Origin of the sequence: Streptomyces sp. VRA16 Mangrove soil, from assembly GCF_017377775.1 — a bacterium.
GTDB lineage: Bacteria > Actinomycetota > Actinomycetes > Streptomycetales > Streptomycetaceae > Streptomyces.
This window is the reverse complement of the sequence record NZ_JAFVLN010000016.1, coordinates 91,932-104,019: the sequence shown is the minus strand read 5'-3', so window position 1 is coordinate 104,019 and position 12,088 is coordinate 91,932. Positions and strand designations below refer to the sequence as shown.

8 protein-coding genes and 1 pseudogene are annotated in these 12,088 nt (G+C 71.4%); 5 read left to right on the top strand and 4 right to left on the bottom strand.

Annotated features, from left to right (window positions below; translation table 11 throughout):
• The first annotated feature begins 219 nt into the window (after positions 1-219).
• The gene (locus J3486_RS33595) at positions 220-1,008 is read left to right on the top strand and encodes a protein phosphatase 2C domain-containing protein (protein ID WP_207827354.1); all 789 of its coding nucleotides are present in this window, start codon (positions 220-222) and stop codon (positions 1,006-1,008) included.
• A gap of 12 nt (positions 1,009-1,020) precedes the next feature.
• Here the strand turns inward: J3486_RS33595 and J3486_RS33590 are convergent, their stop codons facing one another.
• A complete protein-coding gene (locus J3486_RS33590) occupies positions 1,021-1,527 on the bottom strand; it encodes a MarR family winged helix-turn-helix transcriptional regulator (RefSeq protein WP_374194805.1) in 507 nt (168 codons plus the stop codon).
• Between the two features lie 358 nt (positions 1,528-1,885).
• Here J3486_RS33590 and J3486_RS33585 point away from each other — a divergent pair, with 358 nt between their 5' ends.
• Entirely contained in the window at positions 1,886-2,716 is an 831-nt protein-coding gene (locus J3486_RS33585) for a lysozyme (RefSeq protein WP_207827350.1), read from the top strand.
• A 77-nt stretch (positions 2,717-2,793) separates the two neighbouring features.
• On the opposite strand, the gene J3486_RS33580 is transcribed toward J3486_RS33585, so the two are convergent.
• Positions 2,794-5,646 (bottom strand): M4 family metallopeptidase, encoded by a 2,853-nt coding sequence (locus tag J3486_RS33580; protein WP_307805037.1) that lies wholly within the window; start codon positions 5,644-5,646, stop codon positions 2,794-2,796.
• A 150-nt stretch (positions 5,647-5,796) separates the two neighbouring features.
• Here J3486_RS33580 and J3486_RS33575 point away from each other — a divergent pair, with 150 nt between their 5' ends.
• Positions 5,797-6,810 (top strand): helix-turn-helix transcriptional regulator, encoded by a 1,014-nt coding sequence (locus J3486_RS33575; protein WP_207827346.1) that lies wholly within the window; start codon positions 5,797-5,799, stop codon positions 6,808-6,810.
• 88 nt (positions 6,811-6,898) lie between these two features.
• On the opposite strand, the gene lon is transcribed toward J3486_RS33575, so the two are convergent.
• Positions 6,899-9,310 (bottom strand): endopeptidase La, encoded by a 2,412-nt coding sequence (gene lon / locus J3486_RS33570; RefSeq protein WP_207827344.1) that lies wholly within the window; start codon positions 9,308-9,310, stop codon positions 6,899-6,901.
• A gap of 162 nt (positions 9,311-9,472) precedes the next feature.
• Between lon and J3486_RS33565 the strand changes: the two genes are divergently transcribed.
• Both J3486_RS33565 and J3486_RS33560 read left to right on the top strand, forming a co-directional pair.
• Positions 9,473-10,126, top strand: coding sequence for a GNAT family N-acetyltransferase (locus J3486_RS33565; protein ID WP_207827341.1), 654 nt, complete (start codon positions 9,473-9,475; stop codon positions 10,124-10,126).
• A gap of 112 nt (positions 10,127-10,238) precedes the next feature.
• Positions 10,239-11,213, top strand: a pseudogene (locus tag J3486_RS33560) (DUF3626 domain-containing protein); the annotation flags it as partial.
• Positions 11,214-11,241: 28 nt separating this feature from the next.
• Here the strand turns inward: J3486_RS33560 and J3486_RS33555 are convergent.
• Positions 11,242-12,042: a rhomboid-like protein gene (locus J3486_RS33555; RefSeq protein ID WP_374194801.1), complete on the bottom strand. Its 801-nt coding sequence runs from the start codon at positions 12,040-12,042 to the stop codon at positions 11,242-11,244.
• Positions 12,043-12,088 lie beyond the last annotated feature (46 nt).

Sequence of the window (12,088 nt, the reverse complement as noted above, 5' to 3'; positions counted from 1 at the left end):
GTGAACCTCGAACGGAAGTTGGGGAGCAAGTTCCTCCGGCACCGTCACCACCCCTCCACGGCACGCCGGTTGGACGTCCTTCACAGGCTTTGGCAAGATGCCCCGCCCCGCCCTCACCGGAGTTGATCATTCCGCCCCAAAACCGGCACCTGACCTGCTGGTGCAGGCCAATTGGGCAGCTTCCGTCAGCCTTGTGAAGGGCTCGTGCAGACTGGCTGAATGCGCATCGAACTGGCCACCGAGCCCGGCGACCCGGCCCGCCCGAACGAGGACTACGCATCAGTGGCACTTCCGGCCTCCGGGCAGGGCGGATCGCTCGTCGTGCTCGACGGCGTCACACCACCGCCCGGCGACGACGGCTGTCTCCATTCCGTCCCCTGGTTCACCGCCCGCCTCGGGGGCGCCCTGACCGAACTATCCGGTTCGCGGCGGGATATGACTCTGCTTGACATCCTGGCGGCGGCCATCGGCCGGACCGCCGACGCACACCGCGCGACCTGTGACCTTTCTCACCCGCGCACTCCGCAGGCAACCGTCGTGCTGGCGCGCTGGGACGCGGACCGGGTCGAGCATCTGGTGCTCTCCGACTCGGCGTTGCTCGTCGAGGCCCCCGACGGCACGGTCCGCGCCGTGCTCGACGACCGCCTGGACCGGGTGCCGCGCGCGAACCTGACCTCCGACGCCGTGGCCGACGCGACCGTGCGCAACAAGGAGGGCGGCTTCTTCACGGCGGCCGCCGACCCGTCCGTGGCGGCCAGGGCGGTGACCGGCGCCCTCCCCCGTGCCGAGGTCAGGGCGCTGGCCGCGCTGACCGACGGGGTCACGCGCTGGACGGAGAAGTTCCACGAGGGCGACTGGGCCGATCTGTTCACGCTCGTCCGCAAGGAGGGGGCGGAGGCGACGGTGGCGCGCGTCCGGGCCCTGGAGGACGCGGACGCCGAGACCCGCACCCACCTGCGCCGCGGCAAGACCCATGACGACGCGTCGCTGGTGTACGCGGAACTCTGAGCGAACCGGGCGTCAGGCCTGCTCGGCGCCCGCGTTCAACTGGTGCAGCAGCCTGGCCAGTTCGGCCACCTCCCGGCGGTCCCAGCCGGCCAGCTGCCGCACGTAGCGCATCCGCCGGGCATCGCGCACCTGCCGGAAGTTCTCCCGGCCGCGCTCGGTGAGGGAGACGAGCCAGGCCCGGCCGTCGGCCGGGTCGGGCTCGCGGGAGAGGAAGCCGAGGTCCTCCAGGGCGCGCAGCTGACGGCTCATCGTCGCCTTGCCGACCCCGATGTACCCGGCGAGATCGGTGGCCCGCTGGGCCCCGCACTCCTCCAGGCGCACCAGCAGCCCGTAGGCGGCCGGCTCCAGGTCGGGGTGGACCTCGCGGGCCATCTCCCCGGACGAGGCCCGCGCGCGCCGCAGGAAGACGGTCAACTCGCGCTCCAGGGAGAGGAATTCGTGGTCCACACCAGTCGGCGCGGCATCGGAATTCGTGGTGCGTTCCACGTTCCGCCGTCCGCCGTTCCCGTCTTCGTGCACGTCAGCACCCATGGCCAGAGTTTCCCCGGGTTTCGAGATTCTGAAAGTTTTCGCCAATCGCCGCCATTGCCGCAGCTCCGCCAGTATTTCGCAGGAGTAGACCAACGGCAGCACCCAGGCCCTCTTCCCTCCCCCAGGTCTACATGCGTAGCGTCACCCCTGGCATGTTCACACCAGCATCGCCTCAGTGACATGTCGACACCACAGGCACGTACAGGCACGTACACCCGCACGTACACCCGCACGTACGCAGATACGTACAGCAGCCAGGTACGCAGGCACCTTCACCGGCACGTCCCAGCACAGGTCCCTGATCAGCACTGCCCTGATCCCCCACGCGACCTTCGGAGGCACCCCAATGCCCGTGCACAGACCCGGAACCATCCGCTCCCGCCGTGCCCGCCTCGGTGTGGCCGGCACCCTCCTCGCAGCGCTCTCCCTCCTCGTCACCCTGCCGGGTGCGGCCGACGCCGCCGACACCCCCGCCCGCGGCCAGGCCCACATGGGCATCGGCGTCGCGGCGCACGACGGCGACACCGGCTCGGGCCCCTCGGGCAGCGTCACCCAGACCGAGGGCGTCGACGTCGCCAGCTACCAGGGCAACGTCGCCTGGTCCACGCTCTGGGGCAGCGGCGTGAAGTGGGCCTACTCCAAGGCCACCGAGGGCACGTACTACACCAACCCGTACTTCGCGCAGCAGTACAACGGCTCGTACAACGTGGGCATGATCCGCGGCGCGTACCACTTCGCGACGCCCGACACGACGAGCGGCGCCACCCAGGCCAACTACTTCGTGGACCACGGGGGCGGCTGGTCGAAGGACGGCAAGACGCTGCCGGGCGTGCTCGACATCGAGTGGAACCCGTACGGCGCGGCCTGCTACGGCCTGTCGCAGAGCGCGATGGTGAGCTGGATCAAGAGCTTCACGGCGCAGTACAAGTCCCGTACCGGCCGTGACGCCGTCATCTACACGGCGACCAGCTGGTGGACCCAGTGCACCGGCAACTCCAGCGCCTTCGGCTCCACCAACCCCCTGTGGATCGCCCGGTACGCCTCCGACCCGGGCACGCTGCCCGCGGGCTGGAGCTACTACACGATGTGGCAGTACACCTCGTCCGGTCCGACGGTCGGTGACCACAACAAGTTCAACGGCGCGCTCGACCGCGTCCAGGCGCTCGCCAACGGCTGAGCACCCGCGCACCTGAAGGAGAAAGCGGCCGGACACCCCCACGGAGTCCGGCCGCTTTCGTTCCTGGCGGGATCAGGTCAGCACTTGCCGGCCGGGCGCTCCCGCTTCACGAGGTTCGTGTAGCCGGTGGTGCCGTCGAGCCAGAGCACGCGCTGGCCGGTGTCGGCGGCCGCGTAGACCTGGTCGCCGCGGTTGCAGGACATGCGCTGCGGGGCGCTCTTGCCGTCGGCGGCCACCTGGTAGAGCTTCGGCAGCGTGTCGTTGGCCCACGACGTGGCCGGGGGCAGCGTGGTCACGGTGACCGCGTCGTCCGAGGCCGTCAGCGAGTAGGCGTACAGCGAGTTGTCGCCGGACTCCGGAGTGAGGGTGGTCAGACCCGAGCCGTCGAGCGCGGCGCGCTTGACCGCGGCCTGGCCCGTGTCGGTCATGTCGTCGTCCTCGATCCAGGTGACGCCGTCGTCGGTGAGGGTGGTCTGGCCGATACCCACCGCGTTCGAGTCGACGGGCATCAGCGTGGTCTTGCCGGTGGCGGTGTCGAGGACCTCGACACCCAGCTTGTACTTGTCGGACGCGGCGTCGTACCACATCTTCGCGTAGGCGATCTTGCCGTCACGGACCGAGGCCATCGTCGTGGCGACCGCGTAGCTCTGGTTGGCCTGGGTGGTCACACCGGTCTTGAGGTTGGTGTACCAGATGTGCTGGAGGCCGTAGTACGGGTCCGGCACGGAGTAGGCGAGGATGTCGCCGTCCAGCGCGAGCCCGGAGACGTTGGCGCCGATGCCGAAGACGACCTTGTCGACGCCGGTGCCGACCGAGCGCACGTGCAGGTTCGCGGCGGACGCGCCGTACTCGACCCAGGCGACGTTCTTGCCGTCCGTGACCGGGTAGACGTTGTAGTTGCCGTTGTTGGGGCTCTTCTGCTCGGGCGTGCCCTTGCCGCTGGTGTCGCCGACCCACACCGAGTACGGCTCGCTGCCGTCCTCGTTGGAGCGGGCGACGGCGTACTTGCCGTTGCCCGCGCCCACACCGGTACCGGACACGTTGACCTTGGACAGGACGGTGTCGGTGTCGATGCCGAGCGCCGTCTCCCAGCCGGGGACGATGCCGTGCGCGTCGAAGGCGCTCTTGACCTGCTTCAGCTGGGCCTTGGTGACGCCCAGCTCCTGCGCGGCGGCGACGACCGCGGCGCGGCCCTCGGTGAAGCCGTCCAGCGGGGTCATGTACGCGGTCAGGGCGCGGTAGACGATCTGGTCGGCGAGGTCGCCGCCGAGGTCCTGGCGGATGTCCCACAGGGCGCCGGAGAAGATCGTGGAGTTGAGGTGCACGCCGCCGTTGTCACCGCGGAAGGTGACGCCGATGAAGTTCTTCGACGTGGTGGCGCCGTCGTTGAGGTCGCGCAGCGCGCACTCGCGCGGGCTGAGCGTGGTGCACAGGTCCTCGCCGAGCAGGCCCGAGTCCGGGTCGTCCATCGACTGGCCGTTGGCCTCCAGGTCGATGGCGTTGCCGAAGTAGTCGGAGATCCCCTCGTTGATCGCGCCGGACTGGCCCGCGTAGACCAGGCCCGCGGTGTGCTCGGTGACGCCGTGCGTCATCTCGTGGCCGACCACGTCGGTGTCGGCGGAGAAGGTGCGGTAGTCGCCGCCGCCCTGGCCGTACACCATCTTCTGGCCGTCCCAGAAGGCGTTGTTGAACGGCTTGCCCATCGAGGTGACACCGACGAGCGAGTTGATGAACCCGTTCTTGCCGTCGATGCCGTCCCGGCCGAAGTGGTTCTTGTAGTACGCGTACACCTTGTTGGCCGCCCAGTGGGCGTCGACCGCACCGGAGTTGGTGGCGTCCGCGCCGAACTCGGTGGTGGCCGACGAGAAGGGCTTGATGCTGCTCGGCCAGACGCCGGACGCGGCCGAGACGTCGACACCGCGGGCGTCGTAGGTCTTCAGCAGGGGGCCGGAGTACGGGCTCTCGGCGGTCCGGAAGCCGTAGTCGAGCATCTGGTAGGTGCCGTCAGAGCCCTTGTACAGGTGGAGATCGACCTTGTTGCCGTTGTAGCGGGTGCCGGAGCCCACGACGTCGAACGGCGGGGTGGCCGTGGTGGAGGCGTCGTCCGTGCCCGCCGCCGCCTCGTCGGTGGCGCCGGTCGCGGTGGTCGTCGCGCCGAACGTCTGGATGTTGCTGTACTGCATCACCGCGAAGCCGGAGTGCGCGTCGACGTACACCTGCTGGTTCACCGGCGTGCCGTCGGCCGGGTTCACCCCGGTGACGGTGATCTGCCGGGTGAGCACGCCCTCGCCCTGCGGGAGGATCGTGACGCCGTCGGCCTTGCCGGAGAGCGTGCCCCCCTTGGTCAGCTTGTCGCCCTTGGCGGGGGCCTTCAGCAGGCCGCCGCCGAGCTGCTCGGTGACCGCGCCGATCGCGCGCTGGACCGCGGTCTTCTCGGAGACCTCCGGCGTGACCGAGGCCAGCTTCAGCTTGGTGAAGTAGTTGCCGGAGGTGCCGGTGACGGTGCGCTTGCCGTCCTTCTTCGTCATGCGGACCACGTACTGGCCGCCCATGACGTCGACGCCCTTGTACTTCTGCTGGAGACGGACCGTCTCCCTGCCGCCCTTCTCGGTGGTGGTACCGAGCGAGGTGAGGTCCTTCGCCGAGGTGTCGGCGATGTGGTAGCGGCTCTTCTTCTCCTTGAGGTGGCCGCGGGCGGCGTCGGCGGCGCTGGCGCCGGCGTCCGCCTCCTCGTTCAGCCCGGTGACGAGCGACGGGGTGTCGGTCTCGGCGCCCGCGGTCGTGGCGGCCGCTGTCGGAGCAGGGTCCGCGTGGGCGGCCGTCACTCCTGTCATCAGGAGGCCGGCGGCGGCGAGCAGTGCCGCCACTCCCTGGCCGACGGCTATGCCACCGGGCCTGTCTGCTCTGCTTCTGCGCACTGAGGTCCGCACGATCTTCCCTTCGCTGCCCATGGGCGGGTGAACGGATTCCGAATGCGGCCATGCAAATACCGGTGAGGGGTTGTGAACAATGAGTTGCCGGTGGCTACTTGTGTACGTGCACACTTGTGTGGCCTGTATACGCTGGGTGACAATCCGCTCGTGAGACCGGACGACGTGGCAGCTCAGTGGGAGGCTCTCGGACTCGGAGCCGACGGGCTCCCGGTCTACGAGGCCCTGTTGAACCTGCCCGGACGGCACGCGTCCCGTACCGCGCTCGCCCGCGACCTCGGTCTGCCCGTGCGCCGGATCACGGCCGCCCTGGACCAGCTCGCCGAACACGGCTTCACCCGGCCCGCCCTCGGGTCCGGCCTGCCGCAGGCCGTCGCGCCCGCCACCGCACTGCGCGGCCTCCTCCATCTGCATCAGGCCCAAGTGCTGCGCAGATCGGCCGAGTTGGAGGAACTGACGGGATCCGTGGACCGGATCTCCGCACAGCTGCTGAGCACCGTAGAGGACCCGCGGTCCATCGGCATCGAGACGGTCCGCGGCGGTCGGGCCATCGCGGAGCGGGTGGCCGCGCTGCTGGTGTCGGCGCGCGAGGAGGTCGCCCTGATCGACCGGCCGCCCTATGCCTCAAGCCAGCCGGACGGTATGCCGACCCCGCTGGACGTGGCGGCGCCGGTGCGGCGCGGGGCGCGGGTGCGGGCGATCGTGGACCGGGAGGGGCTGAGTTTCCAGGGGCGGGCCCGCGGCCTCAACGACCTGGCCGAACAGGGGGTCCAGATCCGGCTCGGCACGGACCTGCCCACCAAGTTGTTCACCGTCGACCGGCGGATCACGCTGCTCCCGCCTACCGACGCGGCCGATCCCACCGCGTCCGCCCTCGTGGTGAGTGACGCGCTGCTCGGCAATGCGCTGGTGCCGCTGTTCGATCTGCTGTGGGAGCGCGCGGTGCCGATCGGCTCCGCCGGGCAGGACCGGGTCACGGACGAGGACCGGGAGCTGTTGACGATGCTGGCGTCCGGGCTGAAGGACGAGGCGATCGCGCGGCGCCTCGACGTCCATGTGCACACGGTGCGGCGGCGGATGACGCGGCTGATGCAGGAGTTGAACGCGCAGACGCGGTTCCAGGCGGGGGTGCAGGCCACTTTGCGTGGGTGGCTGACGGTCTAGCGGGTGGGTGCGCGCTTCGCCGTGGCCGAGCGCGCAGTTCCCCGCACCCCTTTCGGGGCACGGGGAACCTGTATCCGGAACGCGTCCGTCACGCCGCGACCGGAACCTCCAACCCGGCCGGGGCCAGGGCCAGTTCGAGCACCTGGCGGACATCCGTCACCGGGTGCACGTCGAGCTTCTCCAGCACCTCGGCCGGGACGTCGTCCAGGTCGGCCTCGTTGCGCTTGGGGATGATCACGGTCGTGATCCCGGCCCGGTGCGCGGCGAGCAGCTTCTGCTTGACGCCGCCGATGGGCAACACCCGTCCGGTCAGCGAGACTTCACCGGTCATCGCCACGTCCGTACGGACGAGCCGCCCGCTCAGCAGGGACGCGAGCGCCGTCGTCATCGTCACGCCCGCACTCGGGCCGTCCTTCGGCACGGCGCCCGCCGGGAAGTGGATGTGCGCGCCGCGGTCCTTCAGGTCGCCGACGGGCAGCTCCAGTTCGGCCCCGTGCGAGCGCAGGAAGGACAGGGCGATCTGCGCGCTCTCCTTCATCACGTCGCCGAGCTGGCCGGTGAGGGTCAGACCCGACGCACCCGTCTCGGGATCGGCGAGGGACGCCTCGACGAAGAGCACGTCGCCGCCGGCGCCGGTGACCGCGAGTCCGGTCGCGACGCCCGGCACCGCCGTGCGCCGCTCGGCCGGGTCCTGCGCCGACTCGGGCACGTGGTGCGGCCGTCCGACCAGGCCGCGCAGATCGTCGGGCGTGACCGTGAACGGCAGCTCGCGCTCGCCGAGTTCGTGCTGCGCGGCGACCTTGCGGAGCACCCGGGTGACGGCCCGCTCCAGGTTGCGGACGCCGGCCTCGCGCGTGTACTCGCCGGCCAGCTTGCGCAGCGCCTCCTCGTCGATGACGACCTCGTCCTCGGCGAGTCCTGCCCGGTCCAGCTGGCGCGGGAGCAGGTGGTCGCGGGCGATGACGACCTTCTCGTCCTCGGTGTAGCCGTCGAGCCGTACCAGGTCCATCCGGTCGAGCAGCGCCTCCGGGATGGCCTCCAGGACGTTCGCCGTCGCGAGGAACACCACGTCGCTCAGGTCGAGTTCGACCTCCAGGTAGTGGTCGCGGAAGGTGTGGTTCTGCGCCGGGTCGAGGACTTCGAGCAGGGCCGCGGCCGGATCGCCGCGGAAGTCGGAGCCGACCTTGTCGATCTCGTCGAGGAGCACGACCGGGTTCATCGACCCGGCCTCCTTGACGGCCCGCACGATGCGTCCGGGCAGCGCCCCCACGTACGTACGGCGGTGTCCGCGGATCTCCGCCTCGTCGCGGACGCCGCCGAGGGCGACGCGGACGAACTTGCGGCCCATGGCGTGCGCGACGCTTTCGCCGAGCGACGTCTTTCCGACGCCCGGAGGGCCTACGAGCGCGAGCACGGCGCCGCCCCTGCGGCCGCCGACCACGCCGAGCCCACGGTCCGCGCGGCGCTTGCGCACGGCCAGGTACTCGGTGATCCGCTCCTTCACGTCGTCGAGCCCGAAGTGCTCGGCGTCCAGGACCTCGCGGGCACCCTTGATGTCGTACGCGTCCTCAGTGCGCTCGTTCCAGGGCAGTTCGAGGACGGTGTCGAGCCAGGTACGGATCCAGGACCCTTCCGGGGACTGGTCGCTGGAGCGCTCCAGCTTGTCGACCTCCTTGAGGGCCGCCTCGCGCACGTTCTCAGGCAGGTCCGCGGCCTCCACGCGGGCACGGTAGTCGTCGGACGCCTCGGCGGCGTCCTTGCTGTCGCCGTTGAGCTCACGCAGCTCCTTGCGGACGGCTTCGAGCTGGCGGCGCAGCAGGAACTCGCGCTGCTGCTTGTCGACGCCCTCCTGGACGTCCTTGGCGATGGTCTCGGCCACGTCCTGCTCGGCGAGGTGCTCGCGCAGCTGGGCGGTGGCGAGCTTGAGGCGCTCGACCGGGTCGGCGGTCTCCAGGAGCTCGACCTTCTGCGCGGTGGTCAGGAAGGGCGAGTAGCCGGAGTTGTCGGCGAGCGCGGAGACGCCTTCGATCTGCTGGACGCGGTCCACGACCTGCCAGGCGCCGCGCTTCTTCAGCCAGTTGGTGGCGAGCGCCTTGTACTCCTTGACGAGTTCGGTGACGGCGCCGGGCAGCGGCTCGGGCACGGTCTCCTCGACCGTCAGGCCCTCCACCCACAGGGCGGCGCCGGGCCCGGTCGTGCCCGCGCCGATGCGCACGCGGTCCCGGCCGCGGATGAGCGCGCCGGGGTCGCCGTCGGCGAGGCGGCCCACCTGCTCGACGGTGCCGAGCACGCCGATGTTCGCGTACGTGCCGTCGATCCGCGGAACAAGCAGCACCTTCGGCTTGCTGTCCCCGCTGGAGCGGGCGGCGGCCTGGGCGGCCTCCACCGCGGCGCGCACCTCGGTGTCGTTCAGGTCCAGGGGCACCACCATTCCGGGCAGCACGACCTCGTCGTCGAGGGGCAGCACGGGCAAGGTGAGCGGTGTGGACGTCGAAGCCATGATCTCCCCTTTGGCAGTCAAGTTGAGCTATGCAGACTCAATGCTCGGGCACCTCTGGATGTTCCCCGCACGGCGTTCGCTCTCAGCGATCACCTCTGCCGCACCTCCGCGCCTGCTAAGTAAGGTTCACCAAGCGCATTCGACTATTACCGGGGAGTTGTCATGGGGAGCGTGGACCACGTACGCGAGTGGGTCGACGGCTGGGTCGTCTCGCGCGGGGCGGCGCCGCCGGTGGCCGAGCCGTGGGGCTACACGATCCGCGGCGGGCTGATGCAGAGCCCGGGCCGGCATGTGCTCGGCGCGGCGGGCGACGCGGTGCGCGAGGACGACGTGCGCAAGGTCGCGGAGTCGACGCGCGGCCTCGACCTGCACCTGAAGGTCTTCGCCGACCCGGCGCGGGTGGTGCCGTGGCTCGGCGCGGGCTGGGAGCCGTACGGCTCGGGCGACTACCTGATGGCGACGGAGCTGCGCCCGGCACCGGTCCCCGACACCCCCGACGGCCATGTGACGCACCTCTGGTCGCGCGGCGGCGTCACCCGGATCCTGGTCACCGACGCCGACGGCACCTTCGCCGCCCGCGGCCAGGTGGCGCCGGTCGGCGCGAGCGCGGTCGTCGACCAGATCGAGACCTCGCCCGCCCACCGCCGCAAGGGGCTCGGCAGCCTCGTCATGCACACCCTGCACGCGGCGGCCCTCGCCCAGGGCGCCGTCCGCGCGGTCCTGGCCTGCACGCCCGAGGGACGACTGCTGTACGAGTCCGTGGGCTGGAAGATCGTGGCACCGCTGACCAACGCCAAGTACGTCGGCACGCCCTGAGCCCGTCTGCGCCCGCTCTGCGCCCGCCCTGGTCCCGTCCCGCCCGCGCGACCCCGGCTGACCGGGCGAAACCCCGTTGCCCGCCCCGGTCACGACACCCGATACTCCCCGCATGCTCACGACAGCACAGGACGCGGCCCTCGGCCATCTGCGGGCGGCAGGACACACGGGCCGCGCGGACGCCCTCGCCCGGCTGCGGGCCCACGGGATCGACGCCGCCGCGGCCGACGCCCTGGCCGAAACCCTGCGCACGCACGCCCGGGTGACCCTGAACTTCCACCCCGACCGGCCGCTCCCCGCCGATCACCGGGTCACGGTCGCCCACGGGCTCGCCGCCGACGGCCGGTACCGCGGCCAGTACGAGACGGGCCTGTCCAACGGCAGCCGCACCGCGCACCCCGGCGGGCTGCGCGACGGCTGGGAGCAGACGCTGTTCGGCGGGGCGTACGCGCGGGCGGCCGCGCAGGAGCGCCCCAAGTACGGGGCGCTCGACGTGATGCGGCACGCGGACGGCGCCGCGCCCCGGTTCGGGTCGTGCCATGTGCGGCTGCGGCCCGAGGTGAGCGCGCGGGCGACGTTCTGTTTCGGGGACAGCCATCTCGGCCCGGCCGACGTCGGCACCGCCGACGCGTTCCTGCCGGTGCTCGCCGGTCTTGTCGCGGACGCGGCGGCCGACGGGCAGTCGCTGGGGGTCGCGGGCGCCGACCCGGTAGCGGTGATCCGCGCGCTGCCGCACAGCTCGCCCGGGCCGCTCGGCCGCTCCCTCGACTTCTACGTGGAGGCTCAGGTGCACGGCGACGTGGACCTGCGCAGGGACGCGGAGGCGCTCGTCCTCGACCCGTCGTTCCGGGGGACGCCCACCGGCGAGCTGCTCGGCGGCATCGGCGTGCCCGTGGAGTGGCACGAGGGGTACGTCCTCGATCCCGCGGGCCGCGACGCCGAGCTGGCCGACTTCCGCGGGCCCGCACTGCCGTCGGTCGCGGCGCGGGTGGCGGAGCGGTACACGGACGACGGGCTCGTCGACGCGGCCGTCGTCGGGCGCGCGGCGGCCTCGGCCGTCCGCTCACCGCAGACCTGGGCCGCGTACGGCACTCAGGACGAGGTGCTGCAGTTCATCAAGCAGCTGTGGCACTGCGTCGTGGCGTTCGGGCGTCCCGCGCGAGAGCGGTCCGGCGCGCCGTACGCGTCCGCCAGCGGCGCACCAGCGGCCACGTGGCGACCCCGATGGCCAGGGCCAGCAGATGCCCCCAGCTCGTCATCGGGTCGGTGAACGCGATCAGGTCCTGGAGCAGCATCGCCCCGAACCCGGCGAGCACCAGCCAGCGCAGCCACGGGGTGAGCAGCCCGGCGAGCGCCCCGATGCTCGCGGCGACGCCGAAGCTGATGCCGTAGTCGAGGCGGTGCAGCGAGCTGTCGGGCAGATGGCCGACCGCCACCGAGAGCCCCACCGGGACCTCGGTCGCCAGCGTGGCCACGACATGGCCGAGCAGGAACACCACGGCCGTGCGCAGGCCGCCTATCCGGCGCTCCAGCGCGGTCAGCACCACGACGAACGCGATCACGAACGGTGACGTGATCCCGCCGGCGATCCACAGCGCGCTGGCCAGCAGGACGAGCACCGGGGACTGGGCCAGATGGGTGACATCGGTGCTCGATGCCCGGAGGGCGGCGGCCACCGTGTCCGGGTCGGCGAACTCCATGAACAGGGACGTGCCGAGGAGCACGCAGGCGTAGGTGTAGGTGAACGGCGTCCCGGTCGGCGTGGGCAGCAGCCGCCACGGCCGCAGCCGCCGGGGGCCGGTGGCCCGCACCGTCTCCAGGGCCGGGGGCCCGGGCTGCGCCGGGATGCCGTCGAGCGGGGCACGGCCGTGCAGGTCGACCGCCTCGCCGTCGGCCGTCACGCCTCCTGGTTCCACGGGGACACCCCTTTCACGCACATCCGCCCCACACTTCGCCCCATCC